A 22,410-nucleotide genomic window follows, 5' to 3' on the forward strand; every position below is an offset into this window, starting at 1 on the left:
AGGTCCCCGGTGTCGATCGTCCCCAATTCCCCCGCCCTGGCCGAACTGCACCACGGCGCGCCCTGCTGGGTCGACCTCGCCACCACCGACCTCCAGGCCACCCTCGACTTCTACACCGGCCTGTTCGGCTGGCACTACTCCGACGTCGAGGGCCGCGCGGTCGCCGTCGTCGGCGGGCTGCCGGTGGCCGAACTGGTCGCCGCGGCCGAGCCGAGCGCGTGGACGCTGTACCTCAACACCCCGCACGCGCGGGCGACCGCGGAGAAGGCGCACGCGCTGGGCGGGTCGGTGCTCGGCGAACCGTCCGAGCTGGTCACCCTGCTGGCCGACCCGACCGGCGCGGTGGTGGGCTTCCGGCACGTGCCGCCGGACTGGATGTTCGGCACCAACGGGCACGGCGCGTACGCGTGGGCCGAGCTGAACACCCGCGACGGGTACGCGGCGGACGCGTTCTTCCACGAGCTGTGCGGGTTCGAAATCACCCAGATAGGTGATGGGCAGGCCGTCGACTACACGCTGTGGGACATCCAGGGGAGCACCGTGCTGGGCCGGCAGCGGATGGGCCGGGCGTTCGCGCCGGACACCCCGCCGCACTGGATGGTCTACTTCACCGCCGCGCCCGAGATCGGCACCGACTCGGTCGCGACCAGGGTGCTCGAACTGGGCGGACGGGTGACCGTGGAGCCGTACGACACGCCGCTCGGCCGCGTCACCGTGGTCGCGGACCACTCCGGCGCGGTGTTCTCCGTGATCGACCCGTCCCGCGTCACCCCGATGACCGAGGACGACTACTCGTCGCGCATCGACGACCTCGACGACTGAGCCGCCCTCGGCTTCTGTCGTACCCCCGGCGTACCGTCCCGCACGGATTCGAACACGTGTGCGAGGAGGTGCGTCATGCCCGTGCCCGGAACACCCGCCTGGGTGGAGGTCTCGGCGGAGGACCCGGCCGCGAGCCGGGAGTTCTACGGCAGGCTGCTCGGGTGGTCCTTCGAGGTGTCCCTCGACCCGCTCAACCACGGCTACACCGTCGCGCGGCGCGGCGGTGAGCTGGTCGCGGGCCTCTACGAGGCGTCCGAGGGCGTGCCGCCCGGCTGGCTGCTCTACCTGCACGCGCCGGACGTGGACGCCGTGCGGGACCGGGTCCCGGCCCTGGGCGGGCAGGTCGTCGCGGGCCCGGTGGACCTGCCCGGCGCCGGGCGCGCCCTGCTGGCGACCGACCCGACCGGCGCGGCGGTCGGCTTCTGGCAGCCCACCGCCGACCGGCCCCTGGCCACCGGTCGGACCGGCGCGCTGAACCGCGTCGAGCTGCTCACCCGGGACACGACGGCGGCCGCCCGGTTCTACGGCGGCGTGTTCGGCCCGGAGGTGTTCGGCCAGGAGGTGTTCGGCCAGGAGCAGCGGCAGCCCGGTCCACCGGGCCGGTCGTTCACCCACGACCGGGGGCAGCACCGCGCGGGCGAGCGGTCCCGGCCGGCGTTCGCCGGCGCCGTGCCGGCCCGGTGGCGGTCGACCCGCACGCCGCCGTCGCGCTGGGTGGTCCACTTCGCCGTCGACCCGGTGGCCGGCGTGGACGCGGCGACCGAGCTGGCGATCGACCTGGGCGGCGCGGTGGAGCTGCCCCCGTTCGACTCGCCGCACGGGCGCACCGCGGTCCTGCGCGACCCGTGCGGCGCGCGGTTCTCGCTGGTCGACCCCCACCAGCGGGTCCTGGAGGTGGGGCGCAGCGCCTAGGCGGGCACGAACAGGTGCAGCAGCAGCCAGGACACGACGGCCGAGGGCAGCAGCGAGTCCATCCGGTCCATCAACCCGCCGTGGCCGGGCAGCAGCGTGCCCATATCCTTGATGCCGAGGTCGCGCTTGATCAACGACTCCACCAGGTCGCCCGCCGTGGCCGTGACCACGATCGCGGCGCCGAACAGCACGCCCTGCCACCACTGGCCGTCCAGCAGCACGCCGACGGTGAGGGCGCCACCGACCATGCCCGCCACCATCGAGCCCGCGAAGCCCTCCCACGACTTCTTCGGGCTGATGGTGGGGGCCATGGGGTGCTTGCCGAGGAGGACGCCGGCCACGTAGCCGCCGGTGTCGGACAGCACGACGCCGATCAGGAACGCCAGGACGCGGAACACCCCGTCCTCCGGCACCACCAGCATCACCGCGAAGGAGGCGAACACCGCCACGTAGGCCACCGTGAACACCGACGCGGTCACGTCCCGCAGGTAGCCGTCCGCGCCGTCCCTGAGCCGCCACAGGAGGCAGACCAGCATCGTGACCACGAACGCGCCCAGCACCCCGGCGCGCCCCAGCGGCCAGGCCAGCCACAGCGCGGCCTGCCCGCCGACCAGCACGGGCACCAGGGCGACCCGGATGCCCGCCCCGCGCTTCAGCGCGCTCGCCAACTCGTACGTGGAGATCGCGACGGCGACGGCGACCACGCCGATGAACAGCTCCCGCACCGTCAGCAGCGCGACGAGGATCACCGCGCCCAGGCCGACCCCCACGGCGATGGCCGCGGGCAGGTCGCGCCCCGCGCGTGATGCGCTCTTCCCCGGCGCGCCCCGCTCACCGCCTGACACCTGTTGTGCTCCCATCACGGCCGCCGACCGGCCGAGCGAGGCGTGCGGCCGGGAACCCGACCGGACGCGGCCGACGCCGACTAGACTTCCAGCAGTTCGGCTTCCTTGTGCTTGACCAGCTCGTCCACCTGCGCCACGTACCGGTGGGTGACGTTCTCCAGTTCCTTCTCGGCGCGGGTGCCCTCGTCCTCGCCGACCTCGCCGTCCTTGACCAGGCGGTCCAGCTCCTCCTTGGCCTTGCGGCGGATGTTGCGGATCGAGACCCGGGCGTCCTCGCCCTTGCCCTTGGCCACCTTGACCATCTCGCGGCGGCGCTCCTCGGACAGCTGCGGGATCATCACGCGGATCACCGTGCCGTCGTTGCCGGGGTTGACGCCCAGGTCGGAGTCGCGGATGGCCTTCTCGACCGAGTGGAGCTGGCTCTGGTCGTAGGGCTTGATGACGGCCATGCGGGCCTCGGGGATCGCGACGCTGGCCAACTGGTTCAGCGGCGTGGGCGAACCGTAGTACTCGACGACGATGCGGGCGAACATCGAGGGAGTGGCGCGGCCGGTCCGCACCGAGGCCAGGTCCTCCTTGGCCACGGACACCGCTTTTTCCATCTTCTCCTCTGCGTCGAGGAGGGTCTCGTCGATCACGGCTGACTCCCTTGGGGTGTGCGCGGTTCGGCTCGAATCCCAGCAGGTCTAGAAGGACGGACGACCACCGGGGGTGCTCACCAACGTCCCGATCTTCTCACCACGCACGGCCCGGGCGATGTTCCCCTCGGTGAGCAGGTTGAAGACCATGATCGGCATGTTGTTGTCCATGCACAGGCTGAACGCGGTCGCGTCGGCCACGTTCAGGCCGCGTTCGAGCACCTCGCGGTGGGTGATGTTGTCGAACATCAGCGCGTCCGGGTCCACCCTGGGGTCGGCGGTGTAGATGCCGTCGACGGCCTTGGCCATCAGGACGATCTCGCAGCCGATCTCCAGCGCGCGCTGCGCGGCCGTCGTGTCGGTGGAGAAGTACGGCATGCCCGCGCCACCGCCGAAGATGACCACGCGGCCCTTCTCCAGGTGCCGGATGGCGCGGCGGGGGATGTAGGACTCGGCGATCTGCCCCATGGTGATGGCGGTCTGCACGCGGGTCTCGATGCCGTGCTCCCGCTCCAGGAAGTCCTGGAGGGCGAGGCAGTTCATGACGGTGCCGAGCATCCCCATGTAGTCGGCGCGGCTGCGGTCCATGCCGCGCTGCTGGAGCTCGGCGCCCCGGAAGAAGTTGCCACCGCCGATGACGACCGCGACCTGTGCCCCTGTTCGGACGACCGCGGCGATCTGGCGGGACACGGTCTGCACGACGTCGGGGTCGACGCCCACGCCGCCACCGCCGAACATCTCGCCGCCCAGCTTGAGCATCACCCGGCGGTAGCCGGTGGCCGGGTCCTCACCGCGGTCGTGGTCTACCTCTGCGCTCACAGGTCCTCCTCTGGACACGGCAAGGGCGGGGTCGCGACCTCTCGCGCAACCCCGCCCCCACGTGGATCAGGCTTGGCCGACCTCGAACCGGGCGAAGCGGGTCACGGTGACCCCGGCCTCGTCCAGCACGGCCTTGACCGTCTTCTTCGACTCCGTCACCGACGACTGCTCCAGGAGCACGACGTCCTTGAAGAAGCCGTTCACGCGACCCTCGACGATCTTGGACAGCGCCGCCTCCGGCTTGCCCTCCTCGCGCGCGGTCTCCTCGGCGATGCGGCGCTCGTTGGCGACCACGTCGGCGGGGACCTCGTCACGGGTGAGGAAGCGGGGGCGCATCGCGGCGATCTGCATCGCGGCGCCGCGGGCGGCCTCGTCGTTGTCGCCGGTGTACTCGACCACGACGCCCACGGCGGGCGGCAGGTCGGCGGCACGGCGGTGCAGGTAGGTGGTCACCTTGCCGTCGAAGACCGCGACCTTGGCCACCTCCAGCTTCTCCCCGATCTTGGCGGAGAACTCCTGGACGACCGCGTCGACGGACTGGCCGTCGAGGTCGGCGGCCTTGAGCGCGTCGACGTCGGCCGGGCGGCCGGTCTTGGCGACCTGGACGATGCGGGAGGCGAGCGCCTGGAAGTCCGCGTTCTTGGCGACGAAGTCGGTCTCGCAGCGCAGCTCGATCATCACGCCGTCCTCGGCCTGGACCAGGCCGTTGGAGGTCGTGCGCTCGGCGCGCTTGCCGACGTCCTTCGCGCCCTTGATGCGGAGGATCTCGACCGCCTTGTCGAAGTCGCCGTCGGACTCCTCCAGCGCCTTCTTGCAGTCCATCATGCCGGCGGCGGTGAGCTCGCGGAGGCGCTTCACGTCAGCGGCGGTGTAGTTCGCCATCGTGCTGAATCCGTTCCTTCTGCGGTTGACGCGCGGGTGGTTCTGTGCGCGCGCCGCGCCCCTCCGCTGGTGTGGAGGAGGAGCGCGGCGTGCGGCCGGCTCAGGACTGGACGGCCTCGGTGCCCTCGGCGACCTCGGCGGCGGGCGCCGGCTTGTCGGTCGTCGCGTCGGCGCCGACCAGCAGCTCCTGCTCCCACTCGGCCAGCGGCTCGTTGGCGCCCGGCTCGGGCTTGTCGGCGCCGTCGGCCACCTGGATGCGGGCGCCGGATCGGGACATCAGACCCGCGGCGGCGGCCTCGGCCACGACCTTGGTCAGCAGCGCGGCGGAGCGGATCGCGTCGTCGTTGCCCGGGATCGGGTAGTCGACCTCGTCCGGGTCGCAGTTGGTGTCGAGGATCGCCACGATCGGGATGTTGAGCTTGCGCGCCTCACCGACCGCGATGTGCTCCTTCTTGGTGTCCACGATCCACACGGCGCTGGGCACCTTGGACATGTCGCGGATACCGCCGAGCGTGCGCTCCAGCTTGTCCTTCTCGCGGTTCATCATCAGGATTTCCTTCTTGGTGAAACCCTGGAAACCGCCGGTCTGCTCCATCGACTCCAGCTCCTTGAGCCGCTGGAGGCGCTTGTGCACCGTGGAGAAGTTGGTGAGCATGCCGCCCAGCCAGCGCTGGTTCACGTAGGGCATGCCGACGCGGAGGGCCTCGTTGGCGATGGCCTCCTGCGCCTGCTTCTTGGTGCCGATGAACAGGATCGACCCACCGTGCGCGACCGTCTCGCGGACGAACTCGTAGGCGCGGTCGATGTAGCTCAGCGTCTGCTGGAGGTCGATGATGTAGATGCCGTTGCGCTCGGTGAAGATGTAGCGCTTCATCTTCGGGTTCCAGCGGCGGGTCTGGTGCCCGAAGTGCACGCCGCTGTCGAGCAGCTGCTTCATGGTGACGACGGCCATGGCCGGGTTCGCACCTCTTCGTTCGGGCGCGCCGGCGACCTGGGCCGGCGCGCGTTCCGGTTCATCGCGGCGGACCGGGGTGGACCGCCGCCCTGGTGCCCTTGCCGTCGCCCGGACCAGGGGGTCTTTCCCGACCCTCGGGACCGCCGGACGCCGTGACTCGACCACGGAAGCGGGTCGGATCTGCAGTGGCACGCGAAGTCGCCCTGCACGTACACGGGGCGCGGCACGAGTGTACGCCGTCGGGGGTCGGAACCACGAACCGGCCCCGACAGTTGTCCACAGGCAGTTGTCCACAGCCCCGGCAGTTGTCCACAGATCCCCGGACCCCCCTGGCACCCCCCACCCACCCCCGGCACCGTGGACCCATGACCCCACCACCCCGAACACCGCTGGTCCTGACCCTGACCGTGCTCTTCGTGCTCGTGCCGGCGCACCCGGACGCCCGCGCCCGAGCAACCCGCTTCGGCTGGCCGCTCGCACCGCCGCACGAGGTGGTGCGCGCGTTCGAGGCACCACCCGGCCCCTACGCCGCGGGGCACCGGGGCGTGGACCTGCGCGCCGCCCCCGGCACCGCGGTCCTGGCCGCCGCCGACGGCGTGGTGGTGCACGCGGGCCCGGTGGCCGACCGGCCGCTGGTGTCGTTGGCCCACGTGGGTGGGCTGCGCACCACCTACGAGCCGGTGGAGCCCTCGGTCGTGCGCGGTGCGCTGGTGCGCCGGGGCGAGCGGATCGGGACGCTGCGCGCGGGCCACCGGGACTGCCCGGCGGAAGCGTGCCTGCACTGGGGCGCGCTCAGGGTGGAACCACCCCGCCCCCGGGAACACCTGAACCCCTTGCGCCTGCTCACAAGCCCCCGCATCCGCCTGCTGCCGGCACTCCCGACCAACCCGGCGCCAGCCGCCCCAACGCCTGCCAACCCGACCCCAGCCGACCCGACCCAGCCGGCCTGATCCGAGCCAACCTGGCCCTAGCCGACCCAACCTCAGCCGACCTGGCCCTAGCCAACCGAACCCCAGCCAAGCCGCCGCAAGCCAACCCGATGCAAGCCGCCCCAACCTCAACCGGCCTGATCCGAGCCGGCCCGCCACCAGCCAATCAACCCCAGCCAACATGGCCCTATCCGACCTCGCCCCAGCCGACATGACCCCAGCTAATTCGCCGCCAGCCGACCCAATCCCGGCCAGCCTGGCCCCAGCCGACCCACCGCCAACCGACCTGACCCCAACCAACCTGACCCGAGTCGGCCCACCGCCAACCGACCTACCGAAACCCACGCCGGCTTGACCAGCGGCCAAGGAGGCAGCCCAAGAAGCTTGACCAGCGGCCAAGCAGGCAATGCGACTCGCTCGCCCCGTCCGACCCACTCACCGCGTGCTGCGTTCAGTCCGCTCGACCCGCCCCGCTCGACCCGCCCCGCTCGACCCGCCCCGCTCGACCCGCCCCGCTCGACCCACCCCGCTCGACCCACCCCGCTCGACCCACCCCGTCAGGCCCGCTCACGTCATCCGGCTCACGTCATCCGGCCCACCCACGTCATCCGGCCCACCGCATCCGATCGGGTCAGCTCTCCAGCTGCTCGTTGAGCTTGGTGCGGAGGCGCAGGACCGCCCGGGTGTGGAGTTGGCAGACGCGGGACTCGGTCACCCCGAGCACCTTGCCGATCTCGGCCAGGGTCAGGTTCTCGAAGTAGTACAGGGTGACCACGACGCGGTCGCGTTCGGCGAGCTGGGCGATGGCGTCGGCCAGTTGGCGGCGGCTGTCCTGGTCGACGAGCGTGGCGATCGGGTCCTCCGCGCCCTCGTCGGGCAGGGACTCGGCCAGTGACGAGCCCGCGCCGCCCGCGCTGCGGCCCGCCGCGATCAGCTCGTCGAGCGCCACCACGCTGGTCAGCTGGAGCTGGGCGTAGAGCTCGCGCAGCTCACCGAGGCCGATCTTCAGCTCGGCGGCCAGTTCGCGGTCGGTCGGGGTGCGCTGGAGGCGGGCGCCGAGGCGTTCGAGGGCGCGTTCCACGTCGCGGGCCCGGCTGCGGACCGAGCGCGGCACCCAGTCCTGCGACCGGAGGTCGTCGAGGATGGCGCCCCTGATGCGCTGCATCGCGTAGGTCTCGAACTTCAGGCCGCGCTCGGGCTCGAACTTCTCGATCGCGTCGACCAGGCCGAAGATGCCCGACTGGATCAGGTCGGCCACGTCCACGTGCGCGGGCAGGCCGGTGCCCACGCGGCCCGCGACGTACTTGACCAGCGGGGCGTAGTGGAGCACCAGGCGGTCGCGCAGTGCTTGCTCGCCGGACACGCCGTAGGTGTGCCAGAGCGCGATGATGCCGGCTTCCACGTCGTCGGCCGTGCGCGACTCCGAGGCCGGGTGTGCCGGTCTACCACCGGAGCTCACGGCGTGCCCGTTGTGCGACGGCTCGCCGTCGGCGTGGTGACCGTTCGCCCCGGCCGGGGTGCTCGCCTCCGACGAGGTCCCGACGTGCGCGGCGGAAGGAGAGGTCACGGTTGCGGTCCGCGAACCTCCCCCTGCGACGTCAGGAACGGGGGTGGGTTCGGTCATGGATCGCCTTCAGCCGTTCGACGGTGACGTGTGTGTAGAGCTGAGTTGTTGCGAGCGTAGCGTGACCAAGGAGCTCTTGGACGGTGCGCAGGTCCGCTCCCCCTTCCAACAGGTGCGTGGCTGCCGAGTGGCGCAAACCGTGGGGGCTGGTGTCGACCCCGCCGGGGATCGCGCCGACCACGTCGTGGACGATCTTCCTGGCGGCACGGGGGTCGAGCCGACCGCCGCGCGCACCGAGCAGCAGTGCCTTCTGTGAACGGTCGCTGACCAGCGCCGATCGGCCGCTTTCCACCCAGAGGCGTACTGCCCGTTCGGCCGGAACGCCGAACGGCACCACACGTTCGCGGCTGCCCTTGCCCAGAACCCGAATCACCCTTTGGGAGTAGTCCACGTCGTCGAGGTCGAGACCGCACAACTCGGCGACCCGAACACCTGTCGCGTACAGCAACTCCACCACGGCCCGGTCACGCAGCGCAACCGGATCGCCCTGTTCCGCGCCTACTTCGGCGGCTGCCATCGCAGCCCCGGCCTGTTCCGGCCGCAGCACCTGGGGCAGGGTCCGGTGCGGGCGGGGCGCGACCAGCCGCGAGCCCGGGTCCTCGGCGAGCAGACCGGTCCGGGCGGCCCACGCGGTGAACGCGCGGGCGGCGGCGGCGCGGCGGGCGAGCGTCGTGCGGCTCGTGCCGGCCGAGTGCTGCACCCCCAGCCAGGATCGCAGACCGGCGAGGTCGACCGCTTCGACGGCGACGTGCTCGGGTGCGCCGCCGGCCAGGTGGACCAGCAGGGCCACCACGTCACCCAGGTAAGCGCGAACCGTGTGAGGGGATAACGAGCGTTCCGACGCCAGGTGGCGTTCGTAGCGGTCCAGCGCCGCCCCGACGTCGCCGGGCAGCCCTCGACGCAGGCGTGCGAGGTCGACCCTGGGTGTCCGAGCTGGCGGCGGCGGGGACATAGACCCAGACGCTGCGCCCTCAAGCGCACTTGGTCAAGTATCGCCACGCCAAGTCGCCTCCTGGGAGCGCTTCCAACCTGACTCGGTCCGCTCGGCGAGACCGGCCAGTTCCAATTGGGGCAGCAGCGCCCGCACCCGCTTCAGCTCGACGCCGGACTCCACCGAAACCGCCTCGGGGCTGTACCCGAGCGAAAGCCCCAGGGCTTCGAAGACCCGCATCGCGTCGCCCTGCGGCGGACCGGTGCCGGTGTCCCGCGTGGCCTCGACCAGGTCGACGCCGAGCCGCCCGGTCGATTCGAGCACCTCCGCGACGCTGGTCACCGGCAGCGCCTCCCCCGACCGCAGCAGTTCGTGGCACCCCAGCGAGCTGGCGGAGGTGACCGGACCGGGCACCGCCATGAGCACCCGCCCGAGCGCCGAGGTGGACGCGGCCGTGTTCTTGGCCCCGCTGCGCCGCCCGGCCTCGACGACCACGGTCCCCTCCGACAGCGCGGCGATGAGGCGGTTCCGGGTCAGGAACCGGTGGCGGGCCGGGCTGTGGGTGGGCGGGTACTCGCTCACGACCAGACCCTGCGCGGCGATGTGGTCGATCAACACCCGGTGACCGGCCGGGTAGGCCGTGTCCACCCCGCAGGCCAGCACCGCGATGGTCGGGCCGTCGGCGGCGAGAGCACCCCGGTGCGCCGCACCGTCGATGCCGTAGGTTCTCTACCTCGTTCGGGACTGTTGGTCCAGCGGTGTGGTAGCGACAGTGACCAGCAAGTTCGACGTTGCCGAACGTCAACAGCGGCCTTGGATGCTTCAACGACGCCTGGCCAGCGGGGTGACTGTTGTTCCACGTTCAGCAGCCTGCTGCCGCAGTGCCTCGTTTTCCAGGGTGAGTTCGCTGATGGCGGTGGCGTAGAGGACCAGGAGCTGTTCCAAGCCCTGGCAGTGGTCCCGTAGCTCGTTGTGGTCTTTTCGCAGTTGCGCGTACCCGTCGACCGGGTCAGGCTCGGTCGTCACGTGCCTGGGCTCGGCGGCGAGCTTCTGGAAGTGGTCACGCAGATCGGTGTGCTTCTGGGCGACGACCCAGTACTTGACCTCGGCCTCGATCGCGAGTTGGACGATCGACAGTCGCCCGGTGGAATGAACGGGCGTGCCGGCCAGGAGTCGGTCGGCCGCGTCGAGCAGCGCACGCCGGTGAGGATCGGTTTCAGCGTGTGGCCATGCTGCGGTGGCCGGTCCCATGGGCGCTACCTTCCGGCCTGGTGGTGCCGGATGATCTTCTCGACCCGGTCGAGTTCGTGCCGGTCTCGTGCCGTTCGCAACGAAGGGGCGAGCGGATCGGAAACGATCTCCCTCAGCCTGTCGGCGCGGCCTTGGAGTGCGGCGATGTCCCCGTCGGTGAACGCCAGGTTCTGGCATTTCGGACGGCAATCGTCCTGGTCAGGAGTGCGCCGAGTGCTGTTGGCGGGGCCGGTGAGCTGGCAGAGGGCTTTGTTGGTGTCCAGGACGCAGGTCATCCCTCGTCCGGGGAAGATCTGAAGCAGCGGGTTGCCCAACAGGTCGTGCGCTTGCCTGGTACTGGTCAGTACACGGCCTGCGAACTTGGCGTGTGCGGCGTGGACACGATGCCGGAAGGTCTCGGCGGCCGGCCCGCTGACGTGCTCGCCCTCCACCAGGCGTTCTTCGTGGGCTTCGAGTTGTTCGAGCCGCAGCAGCCAGTCCTCGAAGGCGTAGTCGTCGAGGAACCCGGACTCGTAGGTGCCCGCGTATCCCAGAGTGATCTTCACGTGCAGGTGGCCGTACTGGATCGCCCCGGCGATCAACCCGCGGGGGCGCCGCACGATGTGCCAGGCGAGCGTGCGGCGGAACCGGCGCAGTGTGAGTCTTCCGCGTGGGTCGGCCGGGATGCGCTCGCTGTCGAGGCCGTGTTGGTCGCAGTAGTCGTTGCACCAGGTGATCAGCCACTCGATCGCGTTGGCGGCCGAGGTGTCGGTGCACCCCTTGATCTGTTGCCGGTCGGGTCGCCGGGGGCCTCTGTTCTGGCCGTGGGCTCGAAGCTGGGACGGGAACAGGATCGGGTGGCGGTGCAGCCGTTCCATGACCTCGACTGCCCTGGCCACGGCCTCGACGGTGGTCCAGGGGTCGGGGCGGGGTGTGCCTTCGGGTCGTTTCTCCCCGTTCTCGTCGACAGCTCCTTTCCACTGCTGGCCGGTGATCTGCCAGAGCTTGGTGGCCTGGTCGTAGGTCACGCACCCGCGTTCGAGGTTGAGCATTTCCCCGGGCCGCATCCCGGTCAGGTACAAGATCACCACGGAGGCGGCGGCTTGGAGAAGACGCGCCAACTTGGGTGCCTCGCGGTAGGAGATCGGCTCGGACCGCCACGGTCTGCCGTGTACTCGTGCGGTGATCGGCGTGTCCAGCCAGACGCCGGGTGCGATCGGGAGTCCCGAGTCCACGATGAGGTCGTAGGCCCGTCTGCCGGGGCGGAAGTTGTTGGCACAGTCGAAGATCCGGCTGACGTGGTCCCACGCCACCTGCCGCGATCCGTCGGGGAGTTCATGTCCGGGCAGCATCCCGCCCCGACTGCGAAGGGTCGCCAGCCAGTCCTCGACGGCCGGGCAGAGCCATCCCACGGTGCCGGGAGAGTCCCGTCGATCCGCATCGGGTCGGCGGTGGGAACCGTGGCCCCGCAGCATCAGGCGCTCGTACTCGGCGAAGGCCGCCGTGATGTCCTCGGCGAAGTCGAGGAACCGCAGCGACCACATCAGCAGCGGTTGCAGGGTGTCGGGGTGGATGCGCGCGGTGGCGTTCTCCCGGCTTGTCCGGCGGCTGCCGAGCAGGTCCGCAGGGTCGTCGCCGTCCCAGGGCGGCTCCGGCGGCAGACGCATCGAGTCGGGAAGCAGCGCGCGGTAGGACCACAGTCGTCGGACCTCGGTGAGGATGGACTGCTTGGTGTCGATGCTGTGCTCGGTGTCCCGGACGTCGTCGAGGAAGCGGTCGAGGTGGGCCTGGCCGACCTGGTCGAAGTCGTGCACGTTGCGGGCTTCCAGCCACGAGACGAAGACCGTGAGCTGGCGCAGGGCTGCGGGAAGGCTGACCGGTGCGAGCCGGCCGGTGTTCGCGCGGCGGAGCGGGTTGGGCGACGCATGGTTGATCAGGTGCCAGAAGTAGAGCTTGACGATGTTCCTGGAGGTCTCCGTCTGGGTGGCGAAGTTCAGGCTGACGGCCTTGGCGTGCACCTCGAACACCGCCGGCGTGAGGTTCCAGACGTCATCGGCGAAGACCGACAGGCCCTGTGTTGTCGTGCCGGGCACGAGGGCCCGGTGCAGCAGGACCGGCGTGGTGTCGGTTGGTTGGACACACTCGCAGTCCGCGGCGCGCAGGGCCGTTGTCATGACAGGTCCAGTTCTCGGTTGAGGAAGCGCTCGACGATCTCGTTCTGGTCGGCGGTGATGCTCTTGCGGGCGTCGGTCACGGCCGCCGGACCTGCGCTGTCGAGCAGATCGGCCAGTTGCGTGTGCGGCAGGGCGAAGCGTTCCGCCCAGCGCAGTGGCGCCATGGAGTCCTGTTTCGCCTGGACTGCGTCGTGCACCGCGACCTGGACCGGAAGGTGATGGGGCAGCGCTCGGGCGCAGGGGCAGGACAGGCACAGCATGAACGAGGCCCGGCACGGAGTGCCGGGTGGCGAGTGCGGGCTGTTGGTGTTGTCACTGCACGCGGCCACCACCGTGTCCAGGTCGCCGTCCAGCATTCGCTTCAGCGTCGCCGCGTCCAGCCCGTACCGTTCGGCGATCTCGGCGGGGTCGACACGAGCCTGCTCGACCTCGGCCGTGCTCAACATGGGCAGGGCCGATCGGGTCTGTGCCTTCTTGACTTCCTTCTCCAGGACGTCCGCGACGACCTGTTGGTATTCGGTCAGATTGCCGCGCTCACGCAACAGGTAGTTGTTTGCCAAGGTCTTCGTTGAATGAGCGACCGGTTTCTGGTTCAGCTCTAGGAAGCTGTGCCGCAGCAGGTTCAGTGTCACTGTAAGCTGTGTCGACTCGTCCTCCGTGCCCGGCTTTTCCTGCATTCGGGTTTTCCTGCGCCGGTCCGACGGCAGGTCGTGATTCTGTGCCCAGTCCTTGATGTGCCCACTGGAGACCTTTGTGCGCGGGCCGGGGGCAGCACCCCTGCCGCTTCGTAGGGCCCACCACGCGAAGAGGTTCGGGCTGTTCAGAAGGTCTCGGGCGGGGCCGGCGAGGTCGTGCAGGAGCATGTAGACGCCGAAGGCCGAGTGCAGGTCATCACCGTTCTCGGAGGACGGCTCCCGATCCGCCGGGACACCCGCCCAGTCGGGCAGTTCGGTCAGCGCGACGTCCATGTGGCGACGGGACTGACGGCGGGGCTTGTCCAGCTCGACGATCGCCGAGGCGATCTCGCCCGAGTACCCGTCGGGGCGATGGTGCGCCGCCGGTGCCTTGGTGATCGTGCTCGGGTTCTCGCCCGTCAGTCCGGTCAGCAGGACCGCGAACGCCGCGATGTCACGGGCTCCCAGGTGCAGGCGGGTGACGTGCTCGCCGACCGTGCCCAGTTTCTCCACCCACGCCTGCTGGTGGCCGCCGTTGGCGTAGCGCGGAATGTCGGCGTGGCGGTCCATGTGGTCGAGCAGGCGCCCCAGGCGCCATTCGTGCCGGTCGTGTTCGGGACCGAGTTCACCGGATCGCCACCGGGCCAGCAGCTCGCGATTGGCTCGGATGCGGCCGGCTGCTCGACGGACGTCGAATCGGGCGGCCGTCAAGATCCGCCGGAACTCGTCACGGCTATAGCTGATCATGGGCTCACTCTTGGCCCGTCGATGCGACCGAGTCATCGCCGCAGCGAATTCCGGTGAAATTCCCGGCACCTTGCGCAGCGAGAGCTTGAGGGTTCCCAACTCCTTCAACGCGGTGGCGATGCGCGAGCGCTGCTCCACCCACCCCCGGACATGCGTTTCTGCAAGCTCTCTCGCTGACTGCGGTGGACGCAGGAGTCCGTCGAGGTATTCCGCGAAACTCGTCAGAACCGACCAGGTGTGCCGTGCGGACCCGATCGACCGGAGCGGCGACGAAGGCCCGGTCCGGTAGGCGAACGCCGCCGCGAACGCCTCCTGAAGCTCCCGGTGCACGCGCAACGTGGTGAAGTCGAAGTCCTTGGAATCGCTGTTGCCGTCCTCGGACACGAACCGCACCACCAGCCTGTCTTCCTCCACGACGAGACGCTGCCGTGGCCGGAACCCCGCCGGCGGCAACGACGCGCGCCTGCCGCGACCTCCACTCACCGGGCGTCCCCCACCGGGTCGGTGCGGACCCTCGGATGCCGGGCCAGGAAGCCCGCCAGGAACTCCGGCAGGTTCGCGTCGGCCGCGTGGCGCAGCAGCAGCTCGACGTCCAGCGACCGGAACGGTTCCAGGTAGTGCTCCCGGGTCGTCTGCGGGTTCCGGTGTCCGACCATCGTGGCGACCAGGTCCCAGGTGTCGCCGAACTGCTCGCGGAAGTCCTTGCGCTCGGTTTCGCCCAGGTGCTCCAGCTTGGCCTCGTAGACCAGCTTGCCGATCGAGTACCAGCGCAGACAGAACGAGTGCCGCAGGTGGTGCGGCGTGGCCCGCAGGCCCGGAAAGCCCAAGCCGGCGATGCGGGCGTTGGCGTTGCCGAAGGTGTGTTCCCAACCATGCGGGACACGGGGCAGCCCGTCCTCGTTCAACCACACCGCCATCGGCTCCAGGCCCTGCGGGGTCCGGCAGAACAGGCGGCGCCGCATGACCGGGCCGATGGCGTCGATCGCCGGCGTCGTCTGACGGCCGTCCGGCTCCATGACCACCAAGCGGTCTCCGTCGACGCCCAGCACGAGCCGCACGCGCCGGAGGCGTTCGTAGCGACCCGCGTGCTGCGCGCGGCGCACCACTCGTGCGCGAGCCCCTTCCACGTACGACAGCACCTCCGTCGAGGTGCGCCGGGACATCCAGTACTTGTGCCCGTAGCCGCCCTTCGCGCAGGCGTTCGCCAGCCACCGGGTGGCATAGCCCCGACCGGGATCGTCTTCCGGGAGTTCGCAGATCAGGACGCTGGCCCACTCGGTCAGCCGAAGGCCGGTGCCGTACAGGCCCTCGGCGAACGCGGCGTCACGCTGCTCGTTGCGGCCCCGGAATCCCGGATCGGGACGGCCGTCGACATCCAGTCCGCGTAGACCAAGATCGCGCCAGCGCCGATAGCCAGCCGGGTCCAGCCACTTGATGTCCTTCTGCCGGGGCCCGCTCGGCATGAGGTCGTGGTCGTCGATCAGCGCGACCGGGTCGATGATTCCGAACTTGGGTGCCGCCCACCTGTAGAAACTACGCAGCGCGACCAGGTCCCCGCGGAAGGTCGAGGAGTCCACCCGATTCAGGTTGGACTCTTCGGTGATGCGCCACTCCTTGAAGTACTGGGCGTCCTCCTCCGTCGCGGCGTCCCACTGCTGCTCCAGCACAGCAAGGAAGTTCAGCCACAACCCAAGCGAGTACGAGTACTTCCTCCAGGTCAGAGGCGACTTGCCGAGCATCTTCCGGGAGGAGAAGAACGCGTTCACCCGCACATCCGGCCGACCCGACGGCGAGATCAAGAACGGCTGCCCGTGCTTGCGTCCCCGCGCCTCCAGATCCCGCGCGGCCGTCACAGCCACATCAGTGGCCCCGACCACGGTGTCGAACCTGCGGTTGAGGTCGTAGTGGAACACCACCCACCGGCCAGGCTTCAAGCCCTCTCTCATGATCAAGAACCTAGAGGTGGCGTTTCATCAACAACAGTTGACTGGATAGAGACCCTATGCGGCGCCCGAGACCACGGTGACCCCGGCTCCCGCGAGGCCGAAGCCGAACTCGCCGGCGACGTGCCGCCCGTAGTCGGAGGCCGCCCGACTCCCCACCACCGCGACGGCCCGCCGGGTCAACGCGGCGAGGTCGTGACTGCCGCGCACCCAGAGGGCGAGGGGTTCGAGACCGCAGCGCAGCCCGTTGGCGGCGGCGATGGCCAGGGCGTTGAACGGCCATTTCGGCCACTCCTCGTCCTCGGGGATCAGCAACCGACCCCCGGCCTCGGTGACGAGGTCGAGGTCGAACGCGGCCCGGTCCTCGGCGCGGCGGGCGGAGGTCTGGACGTCGACGGCGGAGGGCACCTCACCGACCCGGACCCTGGCGGCGGCCTCGACGGGACCGACCTCGGCGACGAAGGCGGTGAGGGCGAGCGCCGGCGGTTCGGCCACCCGGGAGAGGTAGGCGCGGGCCAGCCGGAGCTCATCGCTGTTCATCGCCGGCCCCTGCGGATGGAGCCCTTGAAAACCCGGCGAGGACTGGGGGGAGAGCAAGGCGCGGCGGTGCGGATGGCAGGGGTGGGGCAAGAGCAGGGACGGCGGTGGTGGACGGAGTGAGAGGGGCGAGGCGGGCGGTGACGGGAGCGGCGGCAACAGCGGTAGTGGCCCGAGTGGTGGTGGGGCCGGTGGAGGCGGGGCCGGTGTCGGTGGGGCCGGCGGCGGCGGTGGAGGCGGAGCAGGCGGGGGCAGGACTGGTGGAGGCAGGGTTGGCGGGAGCAGGGACAACCCGGGCAGTGGCCAGGGTGGTGGCAGGGCTGGGGGTGGTGGCAGGGCTGAGGATGGGGGCAGGGCTGGGGGTGGTGGGTTGCCTGGAGGTTCGGTGGGTGGTCATGACTTCCTCCGCTCGCGGAACTCCAGGGCGGCTGCCACGTGGTCCGCGGTGGGGTGGCTCTCCTCCGACAGGTCGGCCAGGGTCCAGGCCACGCGGAGGCAGCGGTCGGCGCCCCGGCCCGTCAGGCTGCCCCTGGACAGGGCCCGGTCGAGGATGGATGTCGTGGGGCGGGGCAGGGCGAACTCCCTGCGCAGGGCCGGGCCCGGGACCTCGGCGTTGGTGAGCCAGCCGTGGTCGGCCCAGCGTTCCGCCGCCCTGGTCCTTGCCTTGTGGACCCTCGCGCGGACCGCCGCCGTGGGTTCCGGTGGCACGTCCACGGCACCCATCGCGGTCAGGGGGCGCATCGGCACCCGCAGGTCGACCCGGTCCAGGAGCGGGCCGGAGAGCCTGGCCCGGTAGCGGCGGCGGGCTGCCGGCGGGCAGACGCAGTCGATCTCCTTCGGTGGCGCGCACGGGCAGGGGTTGGTGGCCATCACCAGCTGGAAGCGCGCCGGGTAGCGGGCTATGCCGTCGCGCCTGGCCAGGCGCACCTCGCCCTCCTCCAGGACCGTGCGCAGCGCCTCCAGCTTCGCGGCGCCGAACTCGCACGCCTCGTCCAGGAACAGCACACCCCGGTGGGCCCGGCTCACCGCTCCCGGTTTGGCCAGGCCCGCCCCGCCGCCGACCAGGGCCGCCGGGGAGGTGGAGTGGTGCAGGGAGATGAACGGCGGGGTGGAGACCAGCGGGGCCTCCGGGGTGAGCAGGCCGGCGATCGAGTGGACCGCGGTCACGCCCAGGGCCTCCTCCGGGGACAGCGGCGGGAGCAGGCCGGCCAGCCGCTGGGCCAGCATGGTCTTGCCGGTGCCCGGCGGGCCGGTGAGCAGGACGTGGTGACCGCCCGCCGCCGCCACTTCGAGGGCCCACCTCGCCTCCGGTTGCCCGATGACGTCGGCCAGGTCCGGGCCCGGCGGTGGCTCGATCGCCTCGGGCACGCCCGCCACCGGCAGGGAACCCTGGTTCGCGAGCCAGGCCAGCACCTCGGTGAGGGTCTCCGCCCCGTGCACGGCCAGGCCGGACACCAGGCCCGCCTCCGGCAGGCACGGGGTGGGGACGACGACGCGGGTGAGGTTCGCCCGGCGGGCGGCCAGCAGGGCGGGGAGCACTCCCCTGATGGCTCGGACGCGGCCGTCCAGGGCCAGTTCGCCCAGCAGCGCCGTGCCGGCCAGGGCCTCGCCCGGGATGACCCTCGCCGCCGCCAGCACCACGCAGGCGATGGCCAGGTCGTAGCCCGAGCCGTTCTTCGGCAGGGTGGCCGGGGACAGGCCCAGGGTCACGCGCTGGCTCGGCCAGGCGTGGCCGCTGTTGCGCACGGCCGCCTTGACTCGGTCCTTCGACTCGTGCAGGGCGGCGTCCGGCAGGCCCAGCAGCTGGGTGTTCACCACGCCCACACCCACGTCGGCCTCGATCTCGACGGGGACGCCGTCCACACCGAACAGGGCGACCGACCACGCTCGCGCGAGCGCCATCACACACCCCGCACGTGGCGCAGGTGGACCCGCCCGGTGGGCGGCCACTCGATGGCGACCACGTCGTAGCGGACCTCCACGCGGCCGATCCGCTGCACGGCCAGCCAGCGCAGGGCCGCCCGGCGGACGCGGGCCAGCTTGGTCTCCCCCACCGCCTCCAGCGGCGTGCCCCGGGATGTGCCGGAGCGGCACTTGACCTCGACCACCACCAGGCGGTCGCCGTCGGTGGCGATGATGTCCAGTTCGCCCTCGGGGCAGCGCCAGTTGCGCGCCAGGACGGACAGGCCCTGACCCTCCAGGTAGCGGCAGGCCGCTTCCTCACCCCGTTTGCCCAGCTCCGTCGCGGTGCTCATGGTTCCTCCCCGGTTGTCGGTCGTGGGATCGACCTTGCCGGGGTGGGTGGGGGTGGGCCATGGGGGATTCGTGAACTGTGGACAACTCGCGGTGGGGGTGATGGATAAACCGGAATTGTCGGGGTGGTGGGGTAATGGGGCGCAACGCCGGGAACGGGGCGGGGACTGGACGGGGACTGGGTGGAGTGGCGGGAACGCGCCGGAGCGGCGGAGAGCGGGCAGGGGGCAGGGGGCGCGAACGGCCGGGGGGCGAACCGGCCCGGGACGCGAACGGGCCGGGGCAACGGGAACGGGCCAGAGCAGCAGGCCAGAGCAGCAGGCGGGGGGGTGGCAGGCCGGGATGGCAGGCGAGGGGTGGCAGGCGGGAGGTGGGGTGGCACTGACTGGCCGAGGTGGCGGAATGCGGTGAAGTGGTGGAGATGCGACGGACTGGCACAAAAGCGGCAGAACCGGCCTGGGCGAACCGGCCGGACCACCGCGAGCACTCCTCAACGCCGCGCAGGGGCCCACCGAACGGCGGACCCCTGCGACGTGACCGGTGTCAGGAGTTGAACGGACCGTCCTCGGGCAAGCGGAGGTCGGGCTTGTCCAGCTCCTCGACGTTGACGTCCTTGAAGGTGATGACCCGGACGTTCTTCACGAACCGGGCCGGGCGGTACATGTCCCAGACCCAGGCGTCGGACATCCGCACCTCGAAGTAGACCTCGCCGTCCGCGTTGCGGACCTGCACGTCCACCGAGTTGGCCAGGTAGAACCGCCGCTCGGTCTCCACGACGAACGAGAACTGGCTGACGATGTCGCGGTACTCCTTGTACAGCGACAGCTCCATCTCGGTCTCGTACTTCTCGAGATCCTCTGCACTCATTACGCCTCCGCGCGGGTGTTCATCTGATCCGCGCCCCTCCTCGTCGCGAGCCTGCCACCGCCGGACCGCGGGGGTGCTCCATTCTGGACCACACCGGCGGTCGCGGCGCCGCGCGCCACCGGGTGCGGCGGCTCCAGCCCGTGCTTGCGAGCCGCAGCCGCCACATTCGCATACGACCAGCGGTGTTGCGCACTCGGCCCGTGCTCCAGCAGCGCCGCCGTGTGGTCGGCGGTGCTGTAGCCCTTGTGCACGTCGAACCCGTAGACCGGCAATTCCCCGTGCAGCTCCGTCATGATCCGGTCGCGCGTCACCTTGGCCAGCACCGACGCGGCGGCCACGCACGCGGCCACCCGGTCGCCCTTGACCACCGGCACGTTCGGCGCGGTGAGCCCCGGCACGGGGAAGCCGTCGGTCAGCACGTACCCGGGATGTGCACCCAATCGGGCGACAGCCCGGCGCATCCCCTCGATGTTCGCCACGTGCACGCCGATGAGGTCGACCTCGGCGGCGGGGACCACGATCACCGAGTAGTCCAGCGCCCGGTCCAGCAGCAGGTCGTACATCCGGTCGCGGGCGGGCGCGGTGAGGAGCTTGGAGTCGGTCAGGCCCTCGAACCTCGCCGCGTCACCGGTCCTGAGCACGCACGACGCCACGACCAGGGGACCCGCGCAGGCACCGCGGCCGGCCTCGTCCACGCCCGCGACGGGACCGAGGCCGCGCCGGTCCAGCGCGGCCTGGAAGGCCCACATGCCCGCGGCCTGCCGAACCTGCGCGCGGGGCGGCTTGCGGATCACCCCCCGACCCTATCCCAGCCCGGAGCGCCTCAGCCGCGCCCTCACCCGCCTGCCGACCAGCAGGACGGGCCACGCGGCCGCCAGGCCCGCACCGGCCGGCAGGGCGTCCTGCCACGCGGGCGCGCCGAGCACGACCGCCTGCGGGTCGTGGTCGCCCACGCCCTGCCAGCGCGACGGCGGCAGCACGACCACCCGCGCCTTGCCCACCACGTTGTCCACCGGCACCAGCCCGGCCTCGCCGCCACCACCCTGGCACCGCGAGTCGCACGAGTCGTTGCGGTTGTCACCCAGCACGAACAGGAACCCCTCGGGCACCCTGACCTCGGCGAACGACTCCTGCGCGGTGCTGCGGCCGGGCGCCCGGTACACGTACGGCTCGTCCAGCGGCCGGCCGTCCACCAGCACGCGGTTCTGGTCGTCGCAGCACTTCACGGTCTGCCCGCCGACCGCGACGACCCGCTTGACGAAGTCCTCCTCGTTCGCCGTGGGGAACCCCAGCAGCGAACCCGCGAACCGGACCGCCCTGGACACCGGGTCGGTGGGCTCGGGGGCGGTGAACTCCTGGTTGATCCAGCTGTCCGGCCCGTGGAAGACCACCACGTCACCCGGCTCGGGCTCGGTGAAGTCGTAGGTGAGCTTGTCGACCAGCACGCGGTCGCCGAAGCACTCGCCCGTGCAGCCGTGCAGCGTCTGCTCCATCGACTCCGACGGGATCATGTAGACCTTCGCCAGGAACGCCTGGATCAGCACCGCCAGCAGGACCGCCACACCGACGAGGATGGGCAGCTCCTTCCAGAAGGAGCCCTTCTTCGCGGCCTTGCGGCGGGTGCTCGCGCGCCAGCGCTCGACCTTCTCCTCGTGCTCGGGGTCCTCCCCGTCGGAGGGACCCCGGCCCGGTGCGACGTCTACCACCCGCCCAGCGTACCGATCAGGGCTGTGTGGCCCTGGTCAACCGCCTGCGCACCTTCCGGGTGAAGAACAGGAGCGGCCACGCCGCGGCCAGCCCCGCGCCCGCCGGGACGGCGCTCTGCCACGCGGGCGCGCCGATCGCCGCGGCCTGCGCGTTGTGGTCGCCGATGCCCTGCCAGCGCGACGGCGGCAGCACGATCACGCGCGCCTTGCCGATCACGTTGTCCTCGGGCACGGTGCCCGCCAGGCCGCCACCGCCCTGCTTGCGGGAGTCGGTGGAGTTGGTGCGGTTGTCACCCATCACCCAGAGCTGGCCCTCGGGCACCTCGACCGGCGCGAACGGCTCGTGGTTCTCGGGCGAGGTGCCGGGCTGCCAGTAGACGTACGGCTCGTCCAGCGGCTTGCCGTCGACCTTGACCCGGTGCTGGTCGTCGCAGCACTCCACGGTCTGCCCGCCGACGGCGATGACCCGCTTGACGAAGTCGCGCTCGTTCGGCGGCGCCAGGCCGACCAGGGACGCCACCGAGTGCAGCCCCCGGACCACCGGGTTGGCCGACTCCTCGGTGGTGAAGTCGTTCTGGCCCCACGACTCGGGGCCGCGGAACACCACGACCTCGCCCGGCTCGATGTCGGTGAAGTCGTAGACCAGCTTGTCCACCAGCACCCGGTCGTTGTTGCAGCCGGGACAGCCGTGGAGGGTCTCCTCCATCGACTGCGACGGGATCACGTACACCCGCGCCAGGAAGGTCTGGATCAGGACGGTGAGCACGAGGGCCGTCGCGCCGAGCACGAGGAGCTCGCGCCACAGCGGCGGCTTCTTCTTGCCCTCCGCGGGCTTGCTTCCCGCAGCCGCGTCCGGAGTGGACTCGGCTGCGGGATCCTGACCGTCTTCGTCAGTGGAGCGGTGCACGGGATCTGCCACGTG

Annotated in this window: 22 protein-coding genes; 3 read left to right on the forward strand and 19 right to left on the reverse strand. The window is 71.0% G+C overall.

All coding sequences use genetic code 11. The features are described 5' to 3' along the window. Positions 1-9: 9 nt before the first annotated feature. Positions 10-822: a VOC family protein gene (locus ACFP3R_RS04875; protein WP_380633227.1), complete on the forward strand. Its 813-nt coding sequence runs from the start codon at positions 10-12 to the stop codon at positions 820-822. A 75-nt stretch (positions 823-897) separates the two neighbouring features. After that, a complete protein-coding gene (locus ACFP3R_RS04880) occupies positions 898-1,734 on the forward strand; it encodes a VOC family protein (RefSeq protein ID WP_380633229.1) in 837 nt (278 codons plus the stop codon). Here ACFP3R_RS04880 and ACFP3R_RS04885 read toward each other — a convergent pair. From ACFP3R_RS04885 to rpsB, 5 genes are all read right to left on the reverse strand, one after another. After that, a complete protein-coding gene (locus tag ACFP3R_RS04885) occupies positions 1,731-2,594 on the reverse strand; it encodes a phosphatidate cytidylyltransferase (RefSeq protein ID WP_380633231.1) in 864 nt (287 codons plus the stop codon). The two genes, ACFP3R_RS04880 and ACFP3R_RS04885, sit on opposite strands and share 4 nt — an antisense overlap. Positions 2,595-2,659: 65 nt before the next feature. Continuing rightward, positions 2,660-3,217, reverse strand: a complete 558-nt coding sequence (gene frr / locus ACFP3R_RS04890) for a ribosome recycling factor (RefSeq protein WP_380633232.1) — start codon at positions 3,215-3,217, stop codon at positions 2,660-2,662. A gap of 48 nt (positions 3,218-3,265) precedes the next feature. Next, positions 3,266-3,976 (reverse strand): UMP kinase, encoded by a 711-nt coding sequence (gene pyrH / locus ACFP3R_RS04895; RefSeq protein WP_344035384.1) that lies wholly within the window; start codon positions 3,974-3,976, stop codon positions 3,266-3,268. 126 nt (positions 3,977-4,102) lie between these two features. Further along, the gene (tsf, locus tag ACFP3R_RS04900) at positions 4,103-4,918 is read right to left on the reverse strand and encodes a translation elongation factor Ts (RefSeq protein ID WP_380633234.1); all 816 of its coding nucleotides are present in this window, start codon (positions 4,916-4,918) and stop codon (positions 4,103-4,105) included. Positions 4,919-5,018: 100 nt separating this feature from the next. Continuing rightward, positions 5,019-5,870, reverse strand: coding sequence for a 30S ribosomal protein S2 (gene rpsB / locus ACFP3R_RS04905; RefSeq protein ID WP_380633236.1), 852 nt, complete (start codon positions 5,868-5,870; stop codon positions 5,019-5,021). Positions 5,871-6,238: 368 nt separating this feature from the next. On the opposite strand from rpsB, the gene ACFP3R_RS04910 reads away from it, so the two are divergent. Beyond that, positions 6,239-6,823 carry a M23 family metallopeptidase gene (locus tag ACFP3R_RS04910; RefSeq protein WP_380633237.1) on the forward strand — a complete coding sequence of 195 codons (585 nt, stop codon included), beginning with the start codon at positions 6,239-6,241 and terminating at the stop codon, positions 6,821-6,823. Between the two features lie 610 nt (positions 6,824-7,433). On the opposite strand, the gene ACFP3R_RS04915 is transcribed toward ACFP3R_RS04910, so the two are convergent. The 14 genes from ACFP3R_RS04915 to lepB (ACFP3R_RS04980) form a co-directional block, all read right to left on the reverse strand. Beyond that, on the reverse strand, positions 7,434-8,426 hold the full coding sequence (locus ACFP3R_RS04915; protein ID WP_380633239.1) for a FliA/WhiG family RNA polymerase sigma factor: 993 nt from the start codon (positions 8,424-8,426) through the stop codon (positions 7,434-7,436). Then, positions 8,401-9,378 (reverse strand): tyrosine recombinase XerC, encoded by a 978-nt coding sequence (locus ACFP3R_RS04920; protein WP_380633240.1) that lies wholly within the window; start codon positions 9,376-9,378, stop codon positions 8,401-8,403. Before ACFP3R_RS04920 ends, ACFP3R_RS04915 begins: the two co-directional genes overlap by 26 nt. A 33-nt stretch (positions 9,379-9,411) precedes the next feature. After that, complete coding sequence (locus ACFP3R_RS04925) at positions 9,412-10,074, reverse strand: DNA-processing protein DprA (RefSeq protein WP_380633377.1); 663 nt, start codon at positions 10,072-10,074, stop codon at positions 9,412-9,414. Between the two features lie 105 nt (positions 10,075-10,179). Next, positions 10,180-10,608 carry a hypothetical protein gene (locus tag ACFP3R_RS04930; RefSeq protein ID WP_380633241.1) on the reverse strand — a complete coding sequence of 143 codons (429 nt, stop codon included), beginning with the start codon at positions 10,606-10,608 and terminating at the stop codon, positions 10,180-10,182. A 5-nt stretch (positions 10,609-10,613) separates the two neighbouring features. Beyond that, positions 10,614-12,761 carry a hypothetical protein gene (locus ACFP3R_RS04935; RefSeq protein WP_380633243.1) on the reverse strand — a complete coding sequence of 716 codons (2,148 nt, stop codon included), beginning with the start codon at positions 12,759-12,761 and terminating at the stop codon, positions 10,614-10,616. Then, positions 12,758-14,596 carry a hypothetical protein gene (locus tag ACFP3R_RS04940; protein ID WP_380633245.1) on the reverse strand — a complete coding sequence of 613 codons (1,839 nt, stop codon included), beginning with the start codon at positions 14,594-14,596 and terminating at the stop codon, positions 12,758-12,760. Before ACFP3R_RS04940 ends, ACFP3R_RS04935 begins: the two co-directional genes overlap by 4 nt. A gap of 65 nt (positions 14,597-14,661) precedes the next feature. Further along, positions 14,662-16,095: a site-specific integrase gene (locus tag ACFP3R_RS04945; protein ID WP_380633247.1), complete on the reverse strand. Its 1,434-nt coding sequence runs from the start codon at positions 16,093-16,095 to the stop codon at positions 14,662-14,664. 87 nt (positions 16,096-16,182) lie between these two features. After that, entirely contained in the window at positions 16,183-16,665 is a 483-nt protein-coding gene (locus ACFP3R_RS04950) for a DNA-processing protein DprA (protein WP_380633249.1), read from the reverse strand. 390 nt (positions 16,666-17,055) lie between these two features. Continuing rightward, positions 17,056-18,564 carry a YifB family Mg chelatase-like AAA ATPase gene (locus tag ACFP3R_RS04955; protein ID WP_380633250.1) on the reverse strand — a complete coding sequence of 503 codons (1,509 nt, stop codon included), beginning with the start codon at positions 18,562-18,564 and terminating at the stop codon, positions 17,056-17,058. Continuing rightward, positions 18,564-18,917 (reverse strand): YraN family protein, encoded by a 354-nt coding sequence (locus ACFP3R_RS04960; protein ID WP_380633252.1) that lies wholly within the window; start codon positions 18,915-18,917, stop codon positions 18,564-18,566. Before ACFP3R_RS04960 ends, ACFP3R_RS04955 begins: the two co-directional genes overlap by 1 nt. Before the next feature lie 541 nt (positions 18,918-19,458). Further along, positions 19,459-19,782 (reverse strand): DUF2469 domain-containing protein, encoded by a 324-nt coding sequence (locus ACFP3R_RS04965; protein ID WP_015104440.1) that lies wholly within the window; start codon positions 19,780-19,782, stop codon positions 19,459-19,461. Continuing rightward, positions 19,782-20,531, reverse strand: coding sequence for a ribonuclease HII (locus tag ACFP3R_RS04970; protein ID WP_380633379.1), 750 nt, complete (start codon positions 20,529-20,531; stop codon positions 19,782-19,784). Before ACFP3R_RS04970 ends, ACFP3R_RS04965 begins: the two co-directional genes overlap by 1 nt. A 54-nt stretch (positions 20,532-20,585) precedes the next feature. Next, positions 20,586-21,488 carry a signal peptidase I gene (lepB, locus tag ACFP3R_RS04975; RefSeq protein WP_380633254.1) on the reverse strand — a complete coding sequence of 301 codons (903 nt, stop codon included), beginning with the start codon at positions 21,486-21,488 and terminating at the stop codon, positions 20,586-20,588. Between the two features lie 16 nt (positions 21,489-21,504). Beyond that, positions 21,505-22,407: a signal peptidase I gene (gene lepB, locus ACFP3R_RS04980; protein ID WP_380633256.1), complete on the reverse strand. Its 903-nt coding sequence runs from the start codon at positions 22,405-22,407 to the stop codon at positions 21,505-21,507. Between the last annotated feature and the right edge of the window lie 3 nt (positions 22,408-22,410).

The organism is Saccharothrix lopnurensis (assembly GCF_042658445.1).
GTDB classification, from domain to species: domain Bacteria; phylum Actinomycetota; class Actinomycetes; order Mycobacteriales; family Pseudonocardiaceae; genus Actinosynnema; species Actinosynnema lopnurensis.

Bases quoted from the DNA above. Each gene is read 5' to 3' on its own strand.
- ACFP3R_RS04880 (WP_380633229.1), top strand. From the start codon at position 898: ATGCCCGTGCCCGGAACACCCGCCTGGGTGGAGGTCTCGGCGGAGGAC.
- ACFP3R_RS04885 (WP_380633231.1), bottom strand. From the start codon at position 2,594: ATGGGAGCACAACAGGTGTCAGGCGGTGAGCGGGGCGCGCCGGGGAAG.
- pyrH (WP_344035384.1), bottom strand. From the start codon at position 3,976: ATGCTCAAGCTGGGCGGCGAGATGTTCGGCGGTGGCGGCGTGGGCGTC.
- tsf (WP_380633234.1), bottom strand. From the start codon at position 4,918: ATGGCGAACTACACCGCCGCTGACGTGAAGCGCCTCCGCGAGCTCACC.
- rpsB (WP_380633236.1), bottom strand. From the start codon at position 5,870: ATGGCCGTCGTCACCATGAAGCAGCTGCTCGACAGCGGCGTGCACTTC.
- ACFP3R_RS04910 (WP_380633237.1), top strand. From the start codon at position 6,239: ATGACCCCACCACCCCGAACACCGCTGGTCCTGACCCTGACCGTGCTC.
- ACFP3R_RS04915 (WP_380633239.1), bottom strand. From the start codon at position 8,426: ATGACCGAACCCACCCCCGTTCCTGACGTCGCAGGGGGAGGTTCGCGG.
- ACFP3R_RS04920 (WP_380633240.1), bottom strand. From the start codon at position 9,378: ATGTCCCCGCCGCCGCCAGCTCGGACACCCAGGGTCGACCTCGCACGC.
- ACFP3R_RS04930 (WP_380633241.1), bottom strand. From the start codon at position 10,608: ATGGGACCGGCCACCGCAGCATGGCCACACGCTGAAACCGATCCTCAC.
- ACFP3R_RS04935 (WP_380633243.1), bottom strand. From the start codon at position 12,761: ATGACAACGGCCCTGCGCGCCGCGGACTGCGAGTGTGTCCAACCAACC.
- ACFP3R_RS04950 (WP_380633249.1), bottom strand. From the start codon at position 16,665: ATGAACAGCGATGAGCTCCGGCTGGCCCGCGCCTACCTCTCCCGGGTG.
- ACFP3R_RS04955 (WP_380633250.1), bottom strand. From the start codon at position 18,564: ATGGCGCTCGCGCGAGCGTGGTCGGTCGCCCTGTTCGGTGTGGACGGC.
- ACFP3R_RS04960 (WP_380633252.1), bottom strand. From the start codon at position 18,917: ATGAGCACCGCGACGGAGCTGGGCAAACGGGGTGAGGAAGCGGCCTGC.
- ACFP3R_RS04965 (WP_015104440.1), bottom strand. From the start codon at position 19,782: ATGAGTGCAGAGGATCTCGAGAAGTACGAGACCGAGATGGAGCTGTCG.
- ACFP3R_RS04970 (WP_380633379.1), bottom strand. From the start codon at position 20,531: ATGTGGGCCTTCCAGGCCGCGCTGGACCGGCGCGGCCTCGGTCCCGTC.